17 protein-coding genes and 1 pseudogene are annotated in these 24261 nt (G+C 43.6%); 12 read left to right on the plus strand and 6 right to left on the minus strand.

What is annotated here, in order from left to right:
- The first annotated feature begins 80 nt into the window (after positions 1-80).
- Positions 81-773, plus strand: a complete 693-nt coding sequence (locus V7L12_RS24530) for a Uma2 family endonuclease (RefSeq protein ID WP_335088302.1) — start codon at positions 81-83, stop codon at positions 771-773.
- Positions 774-806: 33 nt separating this feature from the next.
- Here the strand turns inward: V7L12_RS24530 and V7L12_RS24535 are convergent, their stop codons facing one another.
- Both V7L12_RS24535 and V7L12_RS24540 read right to left on the minus strand, forming a co-directional pair.
- On the minus strand, positions 807-1874 hold the full coding sequence (locus tag V7L12_RS24535; protein WP_335088304.1) for a DUF6745 domain-containing protein: 1068 nt from the start codon (positions 1872-1874) through the stop codon (positions 807-809).
- On the minus strand, positions 1861-2154 hold the full coding sequence (locus V7L12_RS24540; RefSeq protein ID WP_335088306.1) for a hypothetical protein: 294 nt from the start codon (positions 2152-2154) through the stop codon (positions 1861-1863). The genes V7L12_RS24535 and V7L12_RS24540 overlap by 14 nt, the downstream gene beginning before the upstream one ends.
- 445 nt (positions 2155-2599) lie before the next feature.
- Between V7L12_RS24540 and topA the strand changes: the two genes are divergently transcribed.
- From topA to V7L12_RS24565, 5 genes are all read left to right on the plus strand, one after another.
- The gene (topA, locus tag V7L12_RS24545) at positions 2600-5251 is read left to right on the plus strand and encodes a type I DNA topoisomerase (protein ID WP_335088308.1); all 2652 of its coding nucleotides are present in this window, start codon (positions 2600-2602) and stop codon (positions 5249-5251) included.
- A gap of 421 nt (positions 5252-5672) precedes the next feature.
- Positions 5673-5813, plus strand: a complete 141-nt coding sequence (locus V7L12_RS24550; protein ID WP_012410890.1) for a hypothetical protein — start codon at positions 5673-5675, stop codon at positions 5811-5813.
- 22 nt (positions 5814-5835) lie between these two features.
- Positions 5836-6285 carry a type II 3-dehydroquinate dehydratase gene (gene aroQ / locus V7L12_RS24555; RefSeq protein WP_335088310.1) on the plus strand — a complete coding sequence of 150 codons (450 nt, stop codon included), beginning with the start codon at positions 5836-5838 and terminating at the stop codon, positions 6283-6285.
- An 86-nt stretch (positions 6286-6371) separates the two neighbouring features.
- A complete protein-coding gene (locus V7L12_RS24560) occupies positions 6372-7298 on the plus strand; it encodes an ADP-ribosylglycohydrolase family protein (RefSeq protein WP_335088312.1) in 927 nt (308 codons plus the stop codon).
- Positions 7299-7527: 229 nt separating this feature from the next.
- A complete protein-coding gene (locus V7L12_RS24565) occupies positions 7528-10245 on the plus strand; it encodes an HD family phosphohydrolase (RefSeq protein WP_335088314.1) in 2718 nt (905 codons plus the stop codon).
- 309 nt (positions 10246-10554) lie between these two features.
- On the opposite strand, the gene V7L12_RS24570 is transcribed toward V7L12_RS24565, so the two are convergent.
- Positions 10555-13422, minus strand: coding sequence for a beta strand repeat-containing protein (locus tag V7L12_RS24570; RefSeq protein WP_335088316.1), 2868 nt, complete (start codon positions 13420-13422; stop codon positions 10555-10557).
- A 54-nt stretch (positions 13423-13476) separates the two neighbouring features.
- Here V7L12_RS24570 and V7L12_RS24575 point away from each other — a divergent pair, with 54 nt between their 5' ends.
- A complete protein-coding gene (locus V7L12_RS24575; RefSeq protein ID WP_335088318.1) occupies positions 13477-13821 on the plus strand; it encodes a hypothetical protein in 345 nt (114 codons plus the stop codon).
- Positions 13822-14130: 309 nt separating this feature from the next.
- A pseudogene (locus V7L12_RS24580) lies at positions 14131-14343 on the plus strand (Uma2 family endonuclease); the annotation flags it as partial.
- A gap of 116 nt (positions 14344-14459) precedes the next feature.
- Here V7L12_RS24580 and V7L12_RS24585 read toward each other — a convergent pair.
- The 3 genes from V7L12_RS24585 to V7L12_RS24595 all read right to left on the minus strand — a co-directional run bounded on the left by V7L12_RS24585 (position 14460) and on the right by V7L12_RS24595 (position 17572).
- Positions 14460-15695: a DUF445 domain-containing protein gene (locus V7L12_RS24585; RefSeq protein WP_335088320.1), complete on the minus strand. Its 1236-nt coding sequence runs from the start codon at positions 15693-15695 to the stop codon at positions 14460-14462.
- A 145-nt stretch (positions 15696-15840) separates the two neighbouring features.
- On the minus strand, positions 15841-16545 hold the full coding sequence (gene ubiE / locus V7L12_RS24590) for a bifunctional demethylmenaquinone methyltransferase/2-methoxy-6-polyprenyl-1,4-benzoquinol methylase UbiE (protein WP_335088322.1): 705 nt from the start codon (positions 16543-16545) through the stop codon (positions 15841-15843).
- Positions 16546-16627: 82 nt separating this feature from the next.
- Complete coding sequence (locus tag V7L12_RS24595) at positions 16628-17572, minus strand: response regulator (RefSeq protein WP_335088323.1); 945 nt, start codon at positions 17570-17572, stop codon at positions 16628-16630.
- A gap of 309 nt (positions 17573-17881) precedes the next feature.
- Here V7L12_RS24595 and V7L12_RS24600 point away from each other — a divergent pair, with 309 nt between their 5' ends.
- From V7L12_RS24600 to V7L12_RS24615, 4 genes are all read left to right on the plus strand, one after another.
- Entirely contained in the window at positions 17882-18970 is a 1089-nt protein-coding gene (locus tag V7L12_RS24600) for a RuBisCO accumulation factor 1 (protein WP_335088325.1), read from the plus strand.
- A 913-nt stretch (positions 18971-19883) separates the two neighbouring features.
- Positions 19884-20636: an aquaporin Z gene (aqpZ, locus tag V7L12_RS24605; RefSeq protein WP_335088327.1), complete on the plus strand. Its 753-nt coding sequence runs from the start codon at positions 19884-19886 to the stop codon at positions 20634-20636.
- A 255-nt stretch (positions 20637-20891) separates the two neighbouring features.
- The gene (locus V7L12_RS24610) at positions 20892-23351 is read left to right on the plus strand and encodes an ATP-dependent helicase (RefSeq protein WP_335088329.1); all 2460 of its coding nucleotides are present in this window, start codon (positions 20892-20894) and stop codon (positions 23349-23351) included.
- Positions 23352-23534: 183 nt separating this feature from the next.
- Complete coding sequence (locus V7L12_RS24615; protein ID WP_335088331.1) at positions 23535-24257, plus strand: hypothetical protein; 723 nt, start codon at positions 23535-23537, stop codon at positions 24255-24257.
- Positions 24258-24261 lie beyond the last annotated feature (4 nt).

Below are 24261 nucleotides of genomic sequence, written 5' to 3' on the forward strand. Positions count from 1 at the left end.
AGAATCTCTCGTTTCCTAGTAGGTTGCGTTTTTACGTAATTCGCTAGGATGTACAAAAGCTAATTTTCAGTACAAAAATTATGGTGAAAACACCCTCCCAGCCTTGGACAATTCCTCCTTTGGAAAATGGCGATAAACTCACCCGCTATGAATTTGAGCGTCGCTACAATGCCACCCCTAACTTAAAAAAAGCTGAATTAACCGAAGGGATTGTCTATATTATGCCTGCTGCTTTGCGTTTCCGAAGTCACGGTCAACCGCATGGTTGGATTTTGACATGGCTTGGTACTTACGAAGCTGCAACTTCTGGTGTAGGGTTGGGAGTTGAACCTACCGTCCGCTTAGACTTAGATAACGAACCTCAACCCGATGCTGTTCTGTTGATTGTACCGGAAGCAGGTGGTCAAACGCGGCTGAGTGAAGATGATTATATTGAAGGTGCGCCAGAGTTAGTTGTGGAAATTGCTGCTAGTAGTGCGGCTATCGATCTTCATGGCAAAAAACAGGCTTATCGTCGCAACGGTGTCAAAGAATATATTGTTTGGCAAGTTTTAGACCAAAATTTGATTTGGTTTTCTCTGGAACAGGGTGAATATTTGGAATTAGTACCTGACAATGAAGGCATTTTGAGAAGTCACATATTTCCAGGGTTGTGGTTAGCAGTGACAGAGTTATTAGTAGGTAATATGCAGGGTGTGTTGAAGGTTTTAAAAGCAGGTTTACAGTCTGCTGAACATGGGGATTTTATCAAGAAATTGGGTAGCGATTATTGAATATTTTGTAAATGGGAAAAGTCCCTTAAGCAATTATGTTTGCACACCAAATTCCTCTGAATCAATTCCCCAATTAACCCAGCGAATTGCTTCACGTGCTGAGTTCATATTTGGTGGAACTCGCAAGGCGTGAATAAAGCTTGTGCTAGGGCAAGTCATTTTTAATAAATTAATTGATTCTTCATCAACATCAGCATCAATTTTTAATAACGTGTATTCTTGCCAAGTATCTAATTCAATAGCTTGCAATTCCTCGCAAATTCTGGTGTAACCGATACCCTGAATTAACACTCGCCGTAGTTCGGCGTTTTCCTCTGATAAAAGCCATTCAGCTTGCCATTGCTGAGGGTGGATTTTACCGTATTTTTCAGGCAAGGTTACACCGTGGTATGAGTAGAGGCTATATCCATCAGTAAATTCAATGGCTGGTTCCCCTTCAGCGTGGAGGCGATTTTGATTGTCGAAGCGCAGGTGAAGCGGGCGATCGCATATAATGGCTATATTCTTATCTGGAAAAATCCAACCACAATTTTTTATTAGATTTTGTAAGATTAACCAATGTTGCTGAAAGACATTCCATTTTAATTCAGATATACAGAAATTAATACAAATAGCGTCACCAACCAATAGTTCTGGTGATATATAATTTAAGTTAAAAATACTAATATCGAATCTTTCATAAAAAATATACAAAGATTGATCCAATTCTTTCGGTAAAATCCAAGCAAATATTTCACATATATCACGTATTGAATTTACAATAATTTCTTGTTTAAGGAAAATTTTTAACTCTTTATTTATTATTTTGTTTTCTATCTTATCTCGTATTGAAAATAACAGCTTCTCTGGAAACTTGTAAGCTTTCTGATTAAAGAAAGAGTTATCTAATTGCAGCATAAATTCTTTAAAAACTGCATAAGGACTATCATAAAATAGAATTTTAGGCTCATCAAAGTCCATAATTTTATAAGCAGATTTCACAGCTTCCGCCGCTTTTTCACGATCAATTCGCTCAGTTGAAAGCGCGATCGCTCTCCACTTCTCTCGATAAACTGGAATTAAAGCTTCTTGCTCAGGCGTTAACTTTTCAATCAGCGACATAACGCCAACCTTCAGGCTCGTATTCCCGTTGAATTTTCACCATCCAGTCACCTTGGAGAATATAAATAGCTTTATGCTCCTCATGAGCTAGCAATGCCGACTCTGAAATAACACGTAAATAGAGTGTGCTATCTTTTTCAGATAATTCAGCCTTGCCCTCAGTAATACGATGTCTATGGCCCGTAACTTCGCCTTCTGCCAAAGTTAAATGAGGTATTTTTTGTCCTTCAACCTGCTGCACAGGTAGTAAGATAACATCACCCTGACGAATTGGTTTCATGGTTTTGCTTTCCTGACATGGGTACAAATCCCACTTCGCTTTTGCTCTCAAGTTTGATTTAATTTTGGCACAAGCTCTATAAGAGTGGGGCATTGGGTACACAAGGCAGAGGGGAAAAACTTACTGCAACTTCTCCCCTGCTTCCCTGCTCCCCTGCTTCCTCATCTCTCCCATTCCCCAATTAAAGAATATTTTGAAAACTGTAGTCGCCAATTATGCGTTAGATAAGTTAAAGATTGAAATAGCTGGAAATTCAGACCCAGCGTACCCTCATTTATCCTCTGGGACAGACTGGGCATTAAGTTCAGCAGATTTTCTCCCAAGCAGGCAGTTTATGTGAGGATTAAATCACCGCCCTAAGCGTGACCTTTTATCTTGACAATTTGCAAAAGTTACCTCAATTTGACTGTTTAGCTTAGTAGCTCTTCTTTTTATTGAAATTTCCATGTCAACTCTCGTCATCGTCGAATCTCCAACCAAAGCTCGTACCATTCGCAACTACCTGCCAGCAGGCTATCGGGTGGAGGCGTCTATGGGTCATGTGCGTGACCTACCCCAGTCGGCTAGTGAAATTCCCGCTGCCGTCAAAGGGGAATCATGGGCGCAGCTAGGGGTAAATGTGGACGCCGACTTTGAACCGGTATATGTTGTCCCGAAAGACAAAAAGAAAATTGTTACCCAACTCAAAGATGCCCTCAAGGATGTAGATGAACTGATTCTGGCAACGGACGAAGACCGGGAAGGTGAAAGCATTAGTTGGCATTTATACCAATTACTGAAGCCAAAAGTTCCGACTAAGCGGATGGTGTTTCACGAAATTACCCAAGAGGCGATCAAAAAAGCGTTGAAAAACTGCCGCAATATTGATGAGCAGTTGGTTCGCGCCCAAGAAACCCGGCGGATTTTAGATCGACTGGTGGGCTATACCCTGTCTCCCCTGCTATGGAAAAAAATCGCCTGGGGATTATCTGCTGGGCGAGTGCAATCTGTAGCCGTGCGACTTTTAGTCACGAGGGAACGTCAACGCCGCGCTTTCCATGAGGGTACGTACTGGGATTTGAAAGCTAGTTTGTCAAAGGAAAAAACCCCCTTTGGTGCCCAGTTGGTAACACTGGGAGGAACCAAAATCGCTAACGGTAGCGATTTTGACGCCACGACCGGAGAAATTACCGCAGGTCGCAATGTCTTGTTGCTCAACGAAGAACAAGCGGTAGCGCTCAAGGAACGCCTAACTGGGAAAACCTGGAATGTTAACGACATTGAGGAACGCCCAGTAACTCGTAAACCGTCGCCACCGTTCACCACCTCGACGTTGCAACAAGAATCTAACCGGAAACTTCGCCTCTCGGCTCGTGACACAATGCGGGTTGCCCAGAATTTGTACGAGCAAGGGTATATTACCTATATGCGGACAGATTCGGTGCATTTGTCAGATCAAGCGATCGCAGCTGCTCGAAGTTGTGTAGAAAAGCTTTATGGTCAACAATACCTCAGTCCTCAACCCAGGCAATACACCACCAAATCTAAAGGCGCACAAGAGGCGCACGAAGCAATTCGTCCAGCGGGTAGCAGCTTCCGCACCCCCCAAGAAACTGGTTTGGGCGGTCGGGAACTTGCTGTCTACGATTTGATTTGGAAGCGGACTGTCGCCTGTCAAATGGCTGATTCCCGCCAAACTCAAATTACGGTGCAATTGCAAGTCGAAGACGCTGGATTTCGTTCTTCTGGCAAACGGATTGACTTTCCAGGATACTTACGTGCCTACGTCGAAGGTTCAGACGACCCGGAAGCAGCACTGGAAGACCAGGAAGTAATTTTGCCGAATCTGAAAGTGGGAGATCATCCAAATTGTACAGATTTAGAAGCCGTTGGGCACGAAACTCAACCGCCAGCTAGATACACCGAAGCAACTTTAGTGAAAACTTTAGAAAGCGAAGGTATTGGTCGTCCCAGTACATACGCCAGCATCATTGGCACAATCATCGATAAGGGTTATGCTCATTTGGTGACTAACGCTCTCATTCCCACCTTCACCGCTTTCGCCGTCACCGACTTGCTGGAGAAACATTTCCCAGACATCGTTGATCCTAGTTTTACCTCGAAGATGGAGCAAACTCTCGATGACATTGCCACAGGTGAAGCGAAATGGCTACCCTACTTGCAGAAATTCTATCTGGGAGAAAAAGGGCTGGAAACCCTGGTAAAAGAACGGGAAAGTCAAATTGATGCCACCAAAGCTAGGACTGTAGAACTGGAAAATTTAGATGCCAAAGTCCGCATTGGTAAATATGGCCCTTATATTGAAGTCGAAAATGGTGAAGGAGTTATCACCGCCTCAATTCCCAAAGACCTGACACCAGCTGACCTCGACCCCAAACAGGTAGAAGTATTGCTGCGGCAAAAAATCACAGGACCTGATCAAGTAGGTCGCCATCCCGAAACTGGCGAACCAATTTATGTGAAAATTGGTGCTTACGGGCCTTATGTCCAGTTGGGTGACAAAACCGACGAAAACCCCAAACCGAAACAAGCCTCCCTACTTAAAGGTGTCACCCCAGAAACCGTTACCCTGGAAATGGCTGTTGGTCTGTTGGCACTACCCCGGACGTTAGGGGTTCATCCAGCTACTGGCGGCAAAATCCAAGCAAGTTTGGGACGCTTTGGCCCTTATGTCGTTCATGATCAAGGTAAGGAGGGGAAAGACTACCGCTCTCTGAAAGCTGCTGACAATGTGTTGACAATTAGCTTAGAACGTGCATTGGAATTGTTATCCGAACCAAAAAAGGGACGCAGTTCCACCAACAGCAAGTCCAAAGCAGCCTTACGCGAATTGGGTACGCATCCAGAGGACGGGGAAACAATTAACATCTACGATGGCCCTTATGGCCCTTATATCAAGTATGGCAAAACTAATGTAAGTATCCCAGAAGGTCAAACGGTAGAAGATGTAACCCTGGCGGCGGCGCTGAACTTGTTGGCAGCTAAGACATCGACCGGGAAATCGACTCGCAAAACGAGTAAATCAACGACTTCCAAATCTAAGTCAACTGCTAAATCATCAACGACCGCTGCAAAGAAAAAGGGCACAGAAGGCTAGTGGCAAGTCAAACAATTTTGGATTTTAGATTTACGATAGCGTAGCGTTAGCGACGTTCGCGTAAGCGTCTCCCCTTGGGAGAAGGAGCGTCTTTTAGATTTATTTCGCCCATAATGGACGAGGCATGAATCTCAAAATTCTCTTAATCTAAAATCTAAAATTCCTACTCAATAGTCTATCTAAAGTCCGATTTTTAACTCTTGACCCTTGATATCTATCCTTGATAGGATACAGTTCAGTAGGTTCAAGTGTGATACTCTAAAAAGTAAGGGAAAACACAACACTAAATTTTAGAAGTGGCTTATGTCCCAAATGCGGGATTGTGTATCAGCCCGATTGGAAGCCAGAGGTGCGAAAGTATGTCATTTTCTGCGTACCTGTTTATCAAAAATTGAGGTAGTATCTCAGGAGCGGTCAGTTCATGGACTATATAGAAAAGGTGCTGGAAAAGCTTAAGGAATTAGCTCGTAGGCTAATCGAAAGCCTATTAGGGCCAGAGGCTGAACCGGAACCGGAACTGATTCCGATTCCTGTGAACGATCGCTCGCGCCGTCGCCACTAACCCCATAGTGGTAAACTTGACGTTGCAATCCTTAAGTATTCTGGCACTGCATGGGCCAAACTTAAATTTGCTAGGACAGCGAGAACCAGGAATTTATGGTTCGTTGACACTAGCTGAAATTAACCGCCTGTTAGAACAAGAAGCATTAAAATTACAGGCGAAAGTTTTTCCTTTGCAGTCAAATCATGAAGGAATTTTGGTAGATAGTATTCATGGCGCGTTAGGGCAACATCAGGGAATTCTGATTAATGCAGGAGCGTACACGCACACAAGTGTGGCCTTGCGAGATGCGATCGCTGCTGTTAATTTGCCCACAGTGGAAGTACATCTGAGTAATATTTACCGCCGGGAAGATTTTCGCCATCATTCGTATATCGCCCCAGTTGCGATCGGGCAAATAAGTGGTTTTGGCGTTCAAAGTTACTTATTGGGCTTACAAGCTTTGATAGAGCATTTAAGAGTTAAGAGTTAGAAGTTAAAAATTGGTAGTTGGTAGTAAAGTTGGGAATTAGTAATATTTCATTAACTCCTCATTCCTCACTTTTAACTACATAATTTATGCGTTACTCTCCTATAAGTCGGTTTAAAGGAACTTTACTTGGAGCATTCTTGGGGGGAAGTTTAGCTTCCGATGGTAAAGTAGAGTTTGAGAGTTACCTAGATTTAGGCAGAATGGCAGTTCTGGGTATCCAGAGTTTGATTGCGTTGGGTAGATTAGATTTAGATGATTGGATAGAGCGTCAGCAAGAAGAATCTCCTCATTTAGTAGCAACTGATGACATCTCGATAAAAATAATTATTGCCACATTACCAGTAGCACTCTTTTTTCACGAAAATCCGATTAAGCTCCGGCAAAACTTGCTGCGTGTGCTGAAAATCTGGGAGGATGATCCAGTAGTCAGGGATGGAACACTAGCAGTAGGATATGCGATCGCTCTTGCCCTAACTGAAAAACTTGACCCTCTAACTCTTATCCCACAAACAATTTCTTTTATCGGAGAAACACCGACATCAATACCAAAAAAATTATTAAGAGTCCAGAATTTATTAGAGCAAGGGGCTGGTTTATCAACGACGCAAGCTGAGTTTGCTAAGGAAGAAAAACTCAGTAACACTATTGCTATGGCATTTTACTGCTTTTTGAGTACCTTAGAAGACTTTCGCCTGACAGTTTTGCAGGCTAAAGTGCAAAATGCTACGCTTCTAAGCTCACAGGCTACAGGTGCAATTACTGGTGCTTTGTCGGGAGCATATAACGGGACAGGCGGAATTCCTGTAAATTGGCAAGTATTGCTCTTGCAGAGGAATTCTCCAGCATGGGGACTAACTAGCTTTTCCCAAATGTTAGAATTGACCGATGCATTTGTGGGGGTGTGGTCAGGAGTGTATAATCTTACCTTAAACCCAAAAGAGTTAACAGAGGAGGGATGTGAGGTGGCTTTGCTTTCGGTTTACGCAGCTCCTCGCGTTATTCGGTCGCGTTAATCTTAAATTAACCAGATAAGCGGTTAAAGGTAGGCAAACTTCCGCCACAGTGTATTAGTCTCATATACTACAATTTTTCAGTAAACCCTTGGACTGATTCTGTAGCTAGCTATTGTGGCAAATCAGCAATAAAAAAGCCCCACCACCGAGTTGCAGCCGCCGCAGATCAAACTTTCCTGATGATTGTCTTTTTTTGAGCTATCAAAGTCGGCAATTGCAGGTAGAGATAATGAAAATGCATAAATTTTTGCAGTTCTTGAACCAGCAATTGACTCACTGGAGGCGACAGTACAAAACACTACGCCGTAAGGGAAAGTTAATCAGAAGTCCCAAAGGTAAAACCCATAGAAGGGAACTTCTAAGGACTATGCTCAAGAACGTATTCCTGTTTTTATCAAAAACTAATGAGAAAAGCGAACGCCGAAAACAAGAAAGAGCGGTAAGGTCAAAGGCAAAATCTGTCAAAATTAAGAGTAGCATTTATGCAGTCGGTTTAGATTGGGCATATAAACAGCGTTACTCGGTGATTTTGGCGATCGCTGTAGTGTCCCTCACAGGTATTATTGGGCATAAATTATACAATCAGACTCAAATCCAAGTAGGATATCCTGCGCCCCAAACGATTACAGCACCTTATACAGCTAGCATCGAAGATCAGAAAAAAACAGAAGCCGAGCGCAAAGCCGTCAGCACAAGCTCCTTACAGGTGTTGATGCTTGATGCGCGAATCAACGAAAAAATCAACGAAAATTTGCAACAACTTCTAGATGATGGCAACGAAATTCGCGCTGTTGCTGGAGCTTTTCCTTTTTTCGATCCTGTAGTTTTATCCATCTCTACCCAACGTTACCTCCGCTCTTGTTCTGAGTTGGAATGGCAAGCACTGCTATCGGCTGTAGAAAATAGTAAAAATCAGCAGCAGAAGGGAATCGGACAAACCACCGCTTCATCCCCGCGATCATCCATAGCTGCACCCAATCAGAAACGCCAGCCGCGCATCACATCCAAATCTGATACCCAGAGTCTAGAAAAGACACAGCCAGTAGATTTTTCTCAAAACACTGATTTTACTCAAGCAGAAGCAGAACTAGAATCTTACCGCCTCACAACTTCTGAGAAAAGCTTGTCCTTACTAATTGCCGAAATTTCCCAAACACGTCAAAGATACATCCAAGCCACTGCCAAACTTTTAAAGTTAGAGACTCTTAGCGCCGAAGCAGTATATGAAGAATCTCTACTTTTGGATTTCTCAGATGTGGAATGGGAAAAAACACAAATAGGAATCCATCAAAGTATAGAGAGGATTCTCACCCAAGGCATTCCACAGGGACTGCCAAAAAATATCTTGCAAGATGCGGTGAGTTTACAATTACAGACCTTTGTACCAGAATCCGCTGAAACATTGGCAAAGAATCTGTTGTTAGCTGTACTCAAGCCGAATCTGCAAAAAGATGAAGAACAAACCAGACAAAATGCTCAAAAGGCTGCGGCTGATGTGCCACGTGTGATGGTGAAGGTACGGCATGGTGAGGTGATTGTCAAAAAAGGGGCGCAGATTACTGCATGGAACTTTGAGGTGCTGGAGCATTATCACCTGATTCGCCGGGAGGTAAAGTGGCAGGAGTTGGTGAAGTTAGGAGGCGTTATTGCGATCGCTATTGGCATTTTTGTCTGGGTAGAACGCCATATTGATTACGAATTGCGACAACGCGATCGCCTGTTGGTGTTATTGCTAACTCTGAGTGTGCCAGGAGTGATTACGATCGGATTGCATTATACCACCTGGAGCGCCCTTGGTTTATTGTTGGGAAGCTTTTACGGGCCGACTTTGGGGTTGACAGTTGTCGGCCTGCTGTGGCCGATATTAGGCATTAGCTTGGATATGAGCAAGGCTGCGCTTTTAGCTGGTGTTGGGGGAGGAATATTAGGTAGTTATATTGCCCAACGATTGCGATCGCGTGAAGAGTTGGCATTATTAGGCGTTGCGATCGCCTTAACTCAAGGCGGTATTTACCTGGTTGTTAAAATCTTAATTGGTCAAGTATTTGGTTCAACCTGGTATATTGTCCTCCGAGAAGCCGGGTTGTTTGCTTTATCCGGCTTAGGCTGGAGTGTTATAGCTTTAGGCTTGAGTCCTTATCTAGAAAAAGTTTTTGATTTAGTTACCCCAATTCGCCTAGCAGAACTGGCGAATCCTAACCGCCCTTTATTAAAACGACTTGCTACTGAAACTCCGGGAACTTTTCAACATACGTTGCTTGTGGCTACCCTTGCTGAAGCTGCTGCCAAAGAATTAGGATGCAATGTTGAACTAGTCAGGGCTGGGACACTATATCACGATATTGGCAAAATGCACGACCCTCTTGGCTTTATTGAAAATCAAATGGGTGGGCCGAATAAACACGATACAGAGATTAAAGACCCTTGGAAGAGTGCAGAAATTATTAAAAAGCACGTAACTGAAGGGTTGGTAATGGCGCGTAAACACCTTTTACCTACGGCAATTCAAGCTTTTATTCCAGAACATCAGGGAACGATGCTGATTGCTTATTTTCATCACCAAGCCCAGCAAATGGCTCAGTCAGATCCAAGTTTAACTGTAGACGACGCAGATTTTCGTTACGATGGTCCAATTCCCCAATCACGGGAAACCGGAATTGTCATGTTAGCAGATTCTTGTGAAGCAGCGCTGCGATCGCTGCAAGCATCGGCTAAATCTGTGGGAGAGAAGCGATCGCTCAAAGATGTCTCCAGCGAACAAGCTTTAGCAATGCTCAATAATATTTTGCGTGCCAAATGGCAAGAAAATCAACTCGTAGATTCAGGACTAACAAGAGAAGAAATGTCACAAATTGCCCAGATATTTGTGGATGTTTGGCAGCAATTTCATCACAAACGCATTGCTTATCCTAAGTTGAAGACTAGTAGCGCTGCGCGGAATTCATAATTCTGATATAGCAAAGGTTTCGTTGATTTAGCTTGTATTTTTGATGTTCTCTTCTCGAAGTTTTGTGTTCTGAGCTAGTAGTTTGGTGTGCTGAACTCAAAATTTGATGTTCTCTTCTTGAAGTTTCGTGTTCTGAGCTAGTAGTTTGCTGTTCTCAACTCGAAGTTTGCTGTTCTCAACTCAAAGTTTGGTGTTCCAAACTCGAAGTTTGGTGTTCTGAACTCGAAGTTTGGTGTTCTGAACTCGAAGTTTGGTGTTCTGAACTCAAAGTTTGGTGTTCTGAACTCAAAGTTTGGTGTTCCAAGCGAATTACGCTTGGATAATAAAGTCAGATGCCGTGAGATTTGGTGCACCAGTTAGAGTCGCAAATTGACCGCCATCGCCAAAACCCTCCGCACTGCCATTTCCGTTGTAGAACAATTGCCCAGTCACAGGGTCGTAGACAATTCTCGCTGTGCTGGCTTGACCTAAATTAGTGACTTGAAAATCACTCTTCTTACTGAAACCTGTTCCGGGAGTAGAAGCAATCGCAGTAAGGTTAGTCTTATCCAGTACAATCTTGTCACCTTCAGAACTGTTGAAGTCACTAATGGGATCTAGAGCAGGAAAGTTGTATAAAAGAGAATTTTGGTCGTAAAGGAATCTGTCAGCACCCGCACCGCCAACGAGAGTATCATCGCCAAAATTACCGATGAGGGTATCATTACCAGTACCACCCCGCAGCAAATCATTGCCACTCTTACCGTCGATGATGTCATCACCTCCCTGACCATTAATCACATCATCGGAGAAGTCAAAACCCGTAATGTTATTGTTCAGGTCATTGAGGAAAGTCACCCTGTTCTTGTTAAACAAGTTAGTTTGAGTGGAGTTGGCATCGAAGACATCAAAACTGTCAAGGATGCTCGTCTGTCCATCAAACAGGATATTGCCGATAGCTTGTTTAGTATCAGATGCTGGGAGGTTATCCAGGTTTTCTAATTTGAAGTTTTGCACAATGACTTTGGTATTAGCGACATCTTCAAAAGTTACTTCTAGATTGTTGCCATTTTGAGTTAATTGCAGATTTTTCGCAGTCAAACCACTACCTGTAAAATCCAAGGTATCCACCTCAGTAATTACCGCCGCTGAAGATTTTGAACCAATACCTACGCCGCCAAAGTCGGTGATGGTGTCGATCCCATCGCCAAGACGGAAGATGAATTTATCTTGACCACCGTTACCAGTGAGCTTGTCGTTACTAGCTTTTCCTTCGATGATATTGTTGTTGCGTGTGCCGATAAGGATATCTGCACTCCTGGTTCCCGTGATGAATTTCTGGATAAAACCCAGAGTAGTAGTTGCCACTGCACTGGTGTTAAGGGGAGGCTGTCCGTCATTGACGACAAACTCAATTGTAGTGTTAGCAGTGGTAGCTGTACTGTTGTAGGTAAGGCTGTTGAGAACTTCTCGGTAATTGGCAATAGTATCTGTGCCGCTGAGGGTGAGAGTGCCTGTGGTGGGGTTGTAGGTAGCAGTGATGTTCCCAATGGCAGTGGCATTGAGACTTTCGGTAGCGCCATTCAAGAGATTGGTAATGGTGATGGTGGCACCAGCTAGGGTAGTTTTATTGTCGCTCAGGGTGAAGTTGCGATCAAGGATGGAGACGGGAGTGCCGCTAAAGGTGGTGCTAAAATCAATTCCTTCTAAGTTGCCGTTGAGGTCGAGTACGGGGGCACGGTTGCCAAACACCACGTAGCTCTGCCCTGAACCGCTGTCCTCGCCCAGGGAGAGACCATTTGTCCCGAAAATCAGGTCGTCAAGACCGTCGCTGTTGATGTCTCCCTCACTGCTGATAGATGTGCCTAAATGGTCATGTGTATTAATGCCGTTGATGAGAAAGCCGTTAGTACCGTTGAGGTTGGAGAGGTTGAATTGGGCACCAAAACCGCCCTTGCTGCCAAACACCACGTAGCTTTGCCCTGAGCTTTGGCCGTTGGGGGAGGCACCCCTTGCCCCGATAATCAGGTCGTCAATATCGTCGCCGTTGAAGTCTCCCGCACTGTTGACAGATGTGCCTAAATTGTCATATGTATTAATGCCGTTGATGGTGAACCCGTTAGTGCCATTGAGGGTGGCGAGGTTGAATTGGGCACCAAAACCGCCCTTGCTGCCAAACACTACGTAGCTCTGCCCTGAGCCTTGGCCGTTGGGGGAGGCAGAAGATGCCCCGATAATCAGGTCGTCAATACCGTCGCTGTTGATGTCTCCCTCACTGCTGATAGATATGCCTAAGTAATTACGTGGATTGATGCCGTTGATGAGAAAGCCGTTAGTGCCGTTGAGGTTGGAGAGGTTGAATTGGGCACCAAAACCGCCTTTGCTGCCAAACACTACGTAGCTTTGCCCTGAGCTTTGGCCGTTGGGGGAGGCAGCAAATGCCCCGATAATCAGGTCGTCAACACCGTCGCCGTTGATGTCTCCCGCACTGCTGATAGAACTGCCTGAGTAGTCACCTGCATTGATGCCGTTGATGGTGAAGCCATTAGTGCCGTTAAGGGTAGAGACGTTGAATTGGGCACCAAAACCGCCTTTGCTGCCAAACACCACGTAGCTCTGCCCTGAGCCTTGGCCGTTGGGGGAGGCACTTGGTGTCCCGATAATCAGGTCGTCAACACCGTCGCCGTTGATGTCTCCCCCACTGCCTAAACCGTCACCTGTATTGATGGCGTTGATGGTGAAGCTGTTAGTGCCGTTGAGGGTCTTGAGGTTGAATTGGGCACCAAAACCGCCCTTCCTGCCAAACACCACGTAGCTCTGCCATAAGTCGTAGTAGTCGTCCAAGCCGTTGGGGTCGGCACCTATTGCCCCGATAATCAGGTCGTTAACACCGTCGCCGTTGATGTCTCCCGCACTGCTGGCAGAATTGCCTGAGTAATCACGAATGCTCTTGACGATGAAGCCATTAGTACCGTTGAGGGGGGAGAGGTTGAATTGAGCATCAAAACCGCCTTTGCTGCCAAACACCACGTAGCTCTCTCCTATGGTGCTGGGACCTCCTGTCCCGATAATCACGTCGTCAATACCGTCGCCGTTGATGTCTCCCGCACTGCTGACAGAATTGCTTAAACCGTTGCCGTTGATGGTAAAGCCGTTACTGCCGTTGAGGTTAGATAAGTTGAAAACTGAATTTGCCATGAGTTCGTCCTTTTATTTCTACAACTAAAAATTTAAACAATTGAAGAAGTCAGAATGACTGTTGACAGTGAACATAATGAAATATACAACTTTTATGTGGAACAGCTAATGAACGGCGGTTGCCACAGTGGTACAAATCCGAACTCGAAGTTTGGTGTTCCGAACTCGAAGTTTGGTGTTCCGAACTCGAAGTTTGGTGTGCTGAACTCAAAGTTTGATGTTTTGAACTCAGAATTTGGTGTTCTCAACTTAAAGTTTGGTGTTCTCAACCTAAAGTTTGGTGTTCCTAACTCAAAGTTTGGTGTTCGGAACTCGAAGTTTGATGTTCTATTCTTGGAATTTAGTGTCCTGAACTCGGAATTTGGTGTTCTCAACTCGAAGTTTGCTGTTCCGAGCTAGTAGCTTAGTGTTCCAAGCGAATTACGCTTGGATGATAAAATCAGATGCCGAGAGATTTGGCGCGAAGTGTAAACTAAACTAAGTATTGCTCTGTGCTTTACAGAAACTAGTAAATTTTTTTTAGGAGTCGGAACTTTACCCATTTGGGTATTAATTTTATATCTAAAAATTAACCAGTGGCAGATAATTTTAGTCCCAAACTTCCGGCTACCGTCGTTAGAGAAACTTTGAGCCAGGTGAGGCGCGATCGCTACCCAAAACCACGACTGAGCAAAAGTGTTACCCAGCATTATCTATTAAAAACGCTTGTCTGTGCAACAAAAAATGCAGGAGTACATTGACAATGGTGTGCGTTTAGGATGGCTGATTGATCCGCAAAACCAACAGGTGGAAATTTACCGCCCAGGAAAGGAAGTTGAGGTTTTGCGTAGGCGTAGCCCGTCGGAGACATCGCCTACTAGCTTATCAGGAGAGGATGTATTACCTGAATTTGTGCTGAATTTAGCACAGATTTTGAGTTAGCGATCGCTTTTTACTCAGATATCTTCTGAAAAGGCGATCGCTCAATTCCACTCATTTCATAATTTGGTCAAATTGCAACTATAATTTGATAAAATTTTACAGATAAAAACACAAAATTAATATTGACTTAATATTAAAAATGCTGTCTGCAATAACCCGATAACAAAACCTAAAACACCACCTAAAGTCACAATCGCCTGTAATTCATTTTTGACAATTCCCTCAATTGCAGCTTCTAAATCACCCGGTGAAGTTGATTTTACACGGTCAACTATCACTTCATCTATCGACAAAATAGGAATAGCCTGTGCCACAATTACTTCTAAATCTTTTTCTAAATACTTATCTAAAATTAGAGCCAACTCTTGACTCATCACCTCTAAAGAAGTACTGACAACTGGTGAAGTACTAAGACGATTCAGCAGCACTACAGCAATATTTTCCCAATCAACAGAATCAGTTAATCCTTGTAAAAAATCACTACCACTATTTTGCAGGTAATGGCGGACACTTTCACGGGTGGTTTTTCGGAGTTGGCGAACCGTACCCATTGGCAAGTTTTGTAATGATAAATTTTGCAGTAATTTCCGAATGCGATCGCGCATCTGCAAATCTTGAGTCAATTCCTGCAAGCGACTATTAGCAGCCTCTTTTTCATCCAAACAAAAAGTTCGCAGGCGTGTAAGAGTATTACGTAAGCCAAACAAATTTGCTACTACCCAATAAGTCCCACTGGTTTTTTCGCGGAAGCCTTCATCGATAATTTGAATCGTGCGATCGGTCAAAAAATCAACTATTGTTTGGCGCAGCAGATCCGGCGGTAAAACTGCTTGCAACAACCAATCAGCAAGCCGCGTAGCTTGTTCTTCACTCAGTTGAAATTCCAGCAATATCTGGTCAAAAATTTGATTGATCTGCACTTCTAAAAAATCTTCACGCCGCGCTAAAACCTTAAGCAATCGTGGCAAGGACTCCCCTAGTAAATCCCGCAAAATTCCCGCTACAATTTTGGCACTTTTCTCGTTTTTATCTGCTTTTATTTGTTCAATTGCCAACCGCAACAACCAGAGAATTGCTGATTGCACGCGTTCTGTTTGCAACAAACGCCGCGCCAAATTTTGCAATTCTTGTGGTGTCAATAGTGACCCCATGATTGTATTAGAAATGTTCTTAGCCAGACGTTCTTGATTGCGGGGGATCAATCCAGGGGTGAAGGGTACTCTTCGTCCAGCGATATAAATTGCTCGGTAAGGACGGAACAACATTTTGATGGCTATATCATTTGTGAAATAGCCAATAATTCCACCCAGTACCGGGGGAGACACATAAAGCCAAAGATGAGACCAGTCCAAGGGAAGAATTAAAAAAGTTAGGAGGTTAGAGCTTAGAGTTAGGAGTTAAGAGTAGAAACGCGATTAATCGCGTCTGTACAAGAGTTAGGAGTTAGGAATGATAAATTTTAAATGAGAATTTATCACTACTCATAATTCATAACTTTTAACTAATAACTCCTAACTTACTAAGCACTAGCACTCCCATCATACCGTTCGCAATGGGGTAGTGTGTAGCAACTGCAAAACCAACTTGATGAGCTAACTCTATTTGCTCTTTACCGATGGGAAAGCGATCTAAGCTGGGACTGATGTAAGCATATTCTTCTTTTAAGCCGAAATAATTGGCAACTGGCACCACAAAACCGTCCAGATACCACTGTTGAAAGGCACGTAGCTGAGGATTACTCGGTCGATGAAAGTCTAAAATTGCGGCTTTAGCTCCCGGCTTCAAAACACGGTATAACTCTTGGAGACTGCCGGGAATATCTTTAACATTTCTTAAACCATAGCCCATTGTTGCGGCATCAAATTGGTTGTCGTCAAAGGGTAAATTGAGGACATCAGCTTCTACCCAGCTGATAGCAGGTTGGGGGTACTGCCAATGTGAGCGTTCTTTAGCCTTTTCTAGCAGGTTTTGGGAAAAATCCACTCCATACACCTGTCCTGTAGCTCCGATACGCCGTGCCAAACGTAAAGCTAAATCACCACTACCGCAACACAAATCTAATGCAGTATCTCCTGGTTTAGCTGCACTCCATTTTACTGCCATTTCCTTCCAGATTCGATGCTGTCCCAAACTCAACCAATCGTTCAACTGGTCATAAACTGGAGCAATACGGTTAAAAATGGACTGAATTTCGTTAGTCATTGGTCAATAAGTCATTGGTCATTAGTCATTCGTCATTTGCCAAGGATAAAGGACAAATGACTAATGACAACTACACAATACCCTAATGAGAGTGACTACTAGTCAGAGCGATCGCCACTAGTTGTGCTGATAAATTAATTAGCACCAATTCATCTTCTCGCAAAGTGCAAGGTTGTTTCCACTGTAGCGACAATACACCCAAAAGTTGATTGCGGTAGCTAATTGGGATCACTAAGTGTGCTTGTACATTCGTATTTTTGTAGTGAATCGCATCAACTAATTTAGTATTTTTAAGTACATTTAAGGAAACTTGCATTTGTCCCGTGGCGATCGCTTCCCTGGTTAGTGGGTCTTGAGATAGCCAATTTTCTATTGTACCTGTATCGCTGTAAGTTCCTTGAGTTGCAACCAGAGTATTTCCATCTGTAAGTTGTAAAATACAGCCTTCTGCCCCAAAAGTTTCACTCACAGCCCTAGCAATGGGAGCGAGAGTTTCTTCTAAGCTAGAAGCGGCTTGAGTTACCTGTACCAAAACACTCAGCAGCGCCATTTGAGCATGAGCACGGCGTAATTCTTCTGTACGTTGCTTAAGCAAGTCGTAGGTTTCTGCTGCTCTTTGCACCACTGCCTTCAGTTCCCCTGGGTCCCAAGGCTTGGTGATATATTTGTAGACTTGTCCGGCATTAATTGCTTCTACTAAGTCTTCTATATCAGTAAATCCAGTGAGAATTATTCTCACTGTATCGGGAAACTGAGGTACAGTCTTGCTGAGAAACTCAGTCCCTTTCATTTCTGGCATCCGTTGATCGGAGATAATCACTGCTACCTCCCCTTCTGCTGCCAAAACTTGTAGAGCGTTTACCCCACTATCAGCTTTGAGAACATTAAAGTCGCGTCGAAATGTGCGATAAAGTAAATCGAGATTATCTGGCTCATCGTCAACTACCAGGATTTTCAACTTTTTTGGTCGTTCGAGAGTCATCACTTGAGATTGGACTTTATCAATTTCGAGATTGGGTTTATCCATAAGATTTTCCTTTAAATATTCACTCTCTTGTTATATTCCATACCAAGTTTAGTTGAGAATAGCCGAAGACTGCCAAGGGTTTATACGGAGTTATTTTGCATATTTTAGAACGCTAATAGTGAGCGCTACAGAGGAAATTTGTCTGCCTAAATATCTGAATTAAAAAATGTTGCGCTATAAAAATTAACTAAATCAGCAAAACTATGGCAGTTTTGATCGTGGATGAGGTGTAGGTCTGGGTATAGATTAGAATAAGACTTGCTCATGAGGTGTTAATTAACCTCTCAAGTTGAAGCTCGCACTCCGATTATGACTGATCTACCACCCAACACTCAGAATCCCGAAGATAATGCTACCAACGATGTAGCACAAGAGTTACTGCGAAGGCTGAGGCAAAAACAAGGCAACTGGGTGGAATGGGGAGCCGCGATCGCCTCGTTGCTAAAAGTCGGTTATAACCCCCAAGAAATTTTTGAGGCGACTGGATTTGAGCCAATTCAACAAAATCAGGTGGTTGTTGGTTCTCAAGTTTACAATTCTTTGGAAAACTCTGGAGTATCGGTAGAAACGCGATCGCACTATACTACACGTGGCAGCGATGTTTTATACGAGCTACGTTTGCTCACCCAAGAAGAACGCGCCGCCGCCGCCGAACTAATCTTCATCCACAACGTTGATGCTGATGAGGCACGGGATATAGCAAAAGCAATTAAAGAGTTCTCCTATTTCCGCACTTTACCAGAAGGGTTTTCTGCTCATCCTGGGGATGCTGTTGCTCACCAAGTTTGGAAACTGGCACGCCAAAATGCAGATTTACAACAGCGATCGCGTTTAATTGCCAAAGGTTTACGCTTTGCTCACACGCCAGATGCAAGGCAAAAAATCGAACAGTTACTGACTGATTTTACTACCGTTCCCCAGCGTCCAGCGCCAATTTTACCATTTTACCGTCTGGAATTTGAGGAACAGTTACCGCGTATTTTACCTGTAGTAGGCGAGTTGCCATTATCGCGGCAAGACTTGCAAGCTGTGCCCATACTGACAGAAATAGAACCATTTCGGATGGTCAAGTTTTCTGGAGAGCAAGCTTGGGTGCCCTTACCAGGTTGGCAAGTGCTACTGGCGGCAGAAGATCCAGTAGTGATTTTAGCGAATAGCGATCGCTTTCCCATCCAAACCCAAAGCCAAATAGGGCTAGTCGTAGTAGTAATAGATCGTGCCCAACGAGAATGGGATGCCTCCAGCTACTTTGTCGTTGAAAATGGTGGTGAATTAGATTTTCAATGGTTTGAAACTGAGCCAGAAATTCCTCTACTAGGACAAATTATTATCATTGTGCGTCCTAAGAAAATTCTGGATGAAGAATTAACCAAGGATTCATGGCAGATTGACGAATAAATTTAATTTTAGACAGAACTAACTGCGTGATGTGAACTTGTTTTGACTGTCCAAACAGCGGATAGGAAATGGCGGCATTGGTTCAATTTTTTGTTTAGTCAATGCCCCATCTACTTTAACTCTCTTAACATGAACTTGGCACTGGCTTGGCAATGCTTTGCCTAAACCCTTGATTTTTCGCTGACTTGTGTAATTCCATATTTTGAGGGATGATGACATCCCCTGAACAGTCACAAAGTAACGACTGTAACAAGAAAAACCCAAATTTTTTAAGCTGAAAGTGTATAAAGCACAAAAATTATTTGAATTTCGTAATAACTTTTAATAGAACGCACTGGATCAAGAATCTCAACAGATATATACCAATACGATTTGATTTTTGAAAAAATTTAAGTAATGTAGGGGAGCCAGTTCTGTGGGCGGGTTTCCCACGCCAGTCCGCACAACGGGGGAAACCCCCGCAAGCGGCTGGCTCGACTTGAGCGGACTGGCATTGTGTTATCGCGTAACGTAACGCTTACGAGCGTCGGGAACCTCCCTTCTGGTGACGCTACGCACAGCTAGCTAGCTGCTACCGCTACGCTAACACCAGTCGCCTACAGAGGTAAACCCGGCTACAGCGCTGGATTCACCGCAACGCACTGGCTCCCCTACGGATATTTAAAAAATCAAATATGAGTTTTATATCATGAGAGCAAAATTCTTAATAAATTAAGCATTTTTTTGGGATTTTAGCTTTTCCAGTATCTTCATATTTTATCACCACAATTATTGAGGAAAAAACAAATTACTATTTTTTCGATTTAGTTTCATAACGAAACAAACGCAATGGATTTCCTGTTTACAGGAATGACTCAAGCATTATTCAACATAGCTATTACTCGTTTGTAGCTGAACAAGGAGTTTTCTGAAAATGTCTCTTACGAAACGTTGTTTGGCCGAATTTATCGGCACATTCTGGCTTGTTTTAGGTGGCTGTGGTAGTGCTGTTCTAGCCGCCGCCTACACAGAAGATGCTGCCAAAATCAGCGAGAATACTTCTTTTCCATTGGGTATTGGATTAGTAGGTGTATCCCTGGCATTTGGGCTTACTGTCCTCACAGGGGCTTATGCTTTTGGTCATATTTCTGGTGGTCATTTCAATCCAGCTGTTTCGTTTGGACTATGGGCAGGTAAGCGCTTTCCGGGGTCTGACTTACTACCTTACATCCTCTCTCAAGTGATCGGTGCAGTTGTTGCTGCGGGCATTATCTACCTGATTGCTAGCGGCAAAACTGGATTTACGCTGACTGGCTTCAACCCACTGGCTACCAACGGCTATGGTACTCATTCTCCAGGTGGTTACACGCTGTTTGCTTGCCTCATTACTGAAGTTGTGATGACTTTCATGTTTCTGTTGATTATTCTGGGTGTGACTGATAGCCGTGCTCCTAAAGGATTTGCACCACTGGCAATTGGTTTTGGACTCACTTTAATTCACCTGATTAGTATTCCTGTAACCAATACTTCGGTTAATCCTGCCCGTAGCACTGGAGTTGCTCTATTTGCAGGTGTAGAACTCTTTTCGCAAATCTGGCTGTTCTGGATAGCTCCTATCTTGGGGGCTATTTTAGCAGGATGGTTGTACGTAGCTATCTTTAGTGAATCAACTGTGGAAGAACGGTAAACTCAAAGAACTAGTTTAACTTTCTTAACAATCCCCTAACTAAACAAATTAACTAAATGTTATATGTTTAGTCAGGGGGTTGACATAATATTTAAGTATATATACACGCATTTGATGCAGACCGTTTACTAGAACAGTTAAAACAAGAAAGGTGGAGTATTTTGTTAGTAATTTGGGATTAAGAATCACCGAAGATTATTCATATCTGCGGTTTGGGAATTAAATTCAATATCTATTTAAAATATATAATTTAAGATGTCCGACTCTAAATTTACTGCTCCTGTTATTCAAGAATTACTCGACTCAGAATTGTCTGAGCGATCGCTTATTCCTTCTTTGCAGGAGAAAATTCTCGCAATCCGCAACAGTCTCCGCCCTGGACAGCAGCAAATGGCTGATTGGCAATCTGGTCCTTTGGCTATTTCAGCCGTTCCTGGTGCAGGTAAATCTACTGGGATGGCGGCGGCGGCGGCGATCGCAATTGCCCGTCAATATGAGCGTTCATCCTCCCGCCGTCAGTTGGTAGTCGTTACTTTTACTCGCTCCGCTGCTGCCAATATTAAAGCGAAGATTCGCAAATTTTTACGAGATGATTTATCCTTACCTCAGACGGGCTTTTTTGTTTATACCCTACACGGTCTAGCGTTGAACATTGCCAACCGCCATTCTGATTTGTCGGGTTTGCAGTTAGAAAATGTCATATTAATTACACCAACCCAAAGTCACCGCTTTATCAGAACTGCTGTTGAGCAATGGATTGTAAATAATCCAGATGTATATTTGCGGTTATTGGAAGGTCATCAATTTGATGGAGAAGAGACAGAAAGGTTGCGTCGTCAATCGGTGCTGCGAACAGAAGTATTACCAGAATTGGCTAATACGGTAATTCATGAAGCAAAAAGTTCTGGGATATCGCCAGAATTGTTGCGGGAGTGGAGTAAACAAACCACAGACGAATATGCAATTTTGAGTGTAGCAGCGGGATTGTACGAGCAATATCAAAACTTGATGCGATCGCGTGACTTTATAGATTACGACGATATGATTTTAGCTGCACTGCGCGTTTTAGAAAACGACAGTGCCCGTCAGATCGAGCAAAACCAAATATTCGCCGTCTTTGAAGACGAAGCCCAAGATTCTAGCCCTCTTCAGACGCAGCTATTGGAAATTTTGGCAAGTAATGGGGAATATCAGCGAGAGAATTCTTCACTCCTAACTCTTAATTCCTCACTCAATACAGACGCGATTCATCGCGTCTCTACGCACTCCCCACTAAATTTAGTCCGAGTTGGCGACCCTAACCAGGCGATTAACTCTACCTTCACCCCAGCCGATCCGATTTATTTCCGGCAATTTTGCGAAGAGTGCGATCGCATCGAACGATTGGCAACGATGGATCGAGCTGGTCGCAGTACTAGAATTATCATTGAAGCCGCTAACTTTGCCCTCAAATGGATCAATAATCAGTGGTTAGCAACAACCAAAACTAACAACAAACAACAGATTCCTGACAACCGACAAGTACCATTTCGTTTGCAGACAATTCGCCCTGTAGAAGCTGGCGATCCGCAAGCTAACGCCAACCCCGCACCCGTAGGACGAGGATTAGAGCTTTATACACCGCGTGACATTCATCACACTGTTGAATTGTTATCTCAAAGGGTGATTGAGTTATTTGGTGAAGATCCAACAAAAAATAGTGCAGCGATTTTAGTCCGAGAAAATCGCCAAGGACGATGGTTAGCAGAGGCTCTAACACCTCTGTGCAAAGAGCATAAAATTACACTTTACGATGTGGGAGAACGCGATCGCCGTTCCCATGTTCCTCAAGAAATTTTGGCATTATTGCAATTTTGCGATCGCCCCCACTCCCCCGATTACCTCAAAGCCGCCCTAGAAGCATTAGTACAGCGCCAATTAATTCCTACCCAAGACCTCAACGCCCTTGTTAGTCTGCCAGAAGAGTTTTTGTATCCTGGCCCCCTAGCAACACCCCAGCCAGAAACAGTACAAAAAGCTGCCCGCTTGTGTCGCAATTTACTTCGCGCTCGCTTGGAACTACCCTTGTACCAGCTAATTTCCTTTCTCGCCTTGACCTTAAACTACGACCAGGCAGAATTGGCAACTGCTGATAAACTCGCAGAACGGGTAAACCAGCAGATAGCTGGCAATAGTTCGATGGGGGGAATGCTTTCAGCTTTAAGTGAAATCGTTAGTTCCGAACGGTTTGAACCAGTGGAAACCGAGGATTCGGAAGAACGTTATACCCGTCGTGGTCAACTGACGATTATCACTATGCACAAAGCTAAAGGGCTAGATTGGGACTATGTATTTCTTCCCTTTCTCCACGAAAACTTGATTCCTGGCAGATTTTGGGTTCCTCCCCAAAGCCAATTTTTAGGCGATTTTACCTTATCAGAAGTAGCCCGCGCCCAAATTCGCGCTACTCTCCACGAAGAATCTATCATACCGGATGTTAGTCAGGCATGGGAGGTGGCAAAAAATTTGAAAACATCTGAAGAGTATCGTTTACTCTATGTTGCCATGACACGAGCAAAGCTTCTGTTGTGGATGTCTGCGGCGCAGAAAGCCCCCTTTACTTGGAGTAAACCGGATAATTTACAAGAACAAGCGCCTTGTCCGGTGTTTCCAGCATTAAAACGTCAATTTCCTGAATGTGTGGTGAATTTAGCGGCAATGAGTAAACAAGTATAAGGGATGGGACATTGGGCATTGGGCATTAGGCAAAACAATCCCGTTAGCGGATAGATAACAGCACTCAGCACTACTACTCTCCCACTCCTTATAAGGAAACTGAATTGAGAGTGCAACGTCAAACAAATTATAATTGTAATTGCGATATTATCCGTTCAATTTTTAACAATCAATACATAATATATGAAATCAATCATCCAAGCATCTGCCGTAATTAAAAGCACCTTCCAGTCACCCAGAGGAATTTTCTTGACACTGGTGTTGACAAGCTTGCTATCCTGTGGATTCGGACTTATTGAAAACAATTCTGCTGGGGCTATTACTTACCCAGACGGCACTCAATTATCCAAATCGCAAGCAAACGAGTTGCCGAAAGCGATCGCTAATAAGATTTTACGAAATGCGTCCAAGAATTCCGGCCTACGTAAACGGGAATTAGAGATTACCCAAGTCACATCGAAAACCTTTGGTAATCCCTGTGAGTTCAAATTTGGAGAAGTTTGTACTAGAGAATACAACCCCATTGAAGGCTGGGAGGTAGTTGTCAGAGTCCGTCAAGATTCGTGGACTTACCATGTAGATAAATCTGGAAAGCAAATCCTTTTAGATCCGAAAGTAATTACTTTACAAACATTGCCGAAGGTGATCGCAGATGCAATTTTGAGCGATGCCTCAAGGCGTTCAGGGGTGGGAATTGCTGATTTAAAAATTACTCAAACTACACCAAAAACCTTTGGAAATCTCTGCCAATTCAACTTTGGCGAAGTCTGCACCCAGCAGTACGACCCAGTGGAAGGCTGGGAAGTGATTGTCAAGGTTAAAGAACAATCTTGGATTTACCATGTGAATAAATCCACTTCGCAAATAATTTTAGATCCCAAAGCTAACGCCACTGAAAAAAGTTAAATAA

Origin of the sequence: Nostoc sp. (assembly GCF_036918245.1) — a bacterium.
In the GTDB taxonomy this organism is placed as follows: Bacteria; Cyanobacteriota; Cyanobacteriia; order Cyanobacteriales; family Nostocaceae; genus Nostoc.

Excerpts from the sequence above, each read along its gene's own strand:
- V7L12_RS24560 (WP_335088312.1), top strand. The coding sequence starts at position 6,372 with ATGCGTTACTCTCCTATAAGTCGGTTTAAAGGAACTTTACTTGGAGCA.
- V7L12_RS24550 (WP_012410890.1), top strand. The coding sequence starts at position 5,673 with ATGGACTATATAGAAAAGGTGCTGGAAAAGCTTAAGGAATTAGCTCGT.
- V7L12_RS24600 (WP_335088325.1), top strand. The coding sequence starts at position 17,882 with ATGACTGATCTACCACCCAACACTCAGAATCCCGAAGATAATGCTACC.
- aqpZ (WP_335088327.1), top strand. The coding sequence starts at position 19,884 with ATGTCTCTTACGAAACGTTGTTTGGCCGAATTTATCGGCACATTCTGG.
- V7L12_RS24540 (WP_335088306.1), bottom strand. The coding sequence starts at position 2,154 with ATGAAACCAATTCGTCAGGGTGATGTTATCTTACTACCTGTGCAGCAG.
- V7L12_RS24575 (WP_335088318.1), top strand. The coding sequence starts at position 13,477 with ATGACTGTTGACAGTGAACATAATGAAATATACAACTTTTATGTGGAA.
- V7L12_RS24565 (WP_335088314.1), top strand. The coding sequence starts at position 7,528 with ATGAAAATGCATAAATTTTTGCAGTTCTTGAACCAGCAATTGACTCAC.
- V7L12_RS24535 (WP_335088304.1), bottom strand. The coding sequence starts at position 1,874 with ATGTCGCTGATTGAAAAGTTAACGCCTGAGCAAGAAGCTTTAATTCCA.
- V7L12_RS24610 (WP_335088329.1), top strand. The coding sequence starts at position 20,892 with ATGTCCGACTCTAAATTTACTGCTCCTGTTATTCAAGAATTACTCGAC.
- topA (WP_335088308.1), top strand. The coding sequence starts at position 2,600 with ATGTCAACTCTCGTCATCGTCGAATCTCCAACCAAAGCTCGTACCATT.
- V7L12_RS24570 (WP_335088316.1), bottom strand. The coding sequence starts at position 13,422 with ATGGCAAATTCAGTTTTCAACTTATCTAACCTCAACGGCAGTAACGGC.
- ubiE (WP_335088322.1), bottom strand. The coding sequence starts at position 16,545 with ATGACTAACGAAATTCAGTCCATTTTTAACCGTATTGCTCCAGTTTAT.
- V7L12_RS24530 (WP_335088302.1), top strand. The coding sequence starts at position 81 with ATGGTGAAAACACCCTCCCAGCCTTGGACAATTCCTCCTTTGGAAAAT.
- V7L12_RS24595 (WP_335088323.1), bottom strand. The coding sequence starts at position 17,572 with ATGGATAAACCCAATCTCGAAATTGATAAAGTCCAATCTCAAGTGATG.
- V7L12_RS24615 (WP_335088331.1), top strand. The coding sequence starts at position 23,535 with ATGAAATCAATCATCCAAGCATCTGCCGTAATTAAAAGCACCTTCCAG.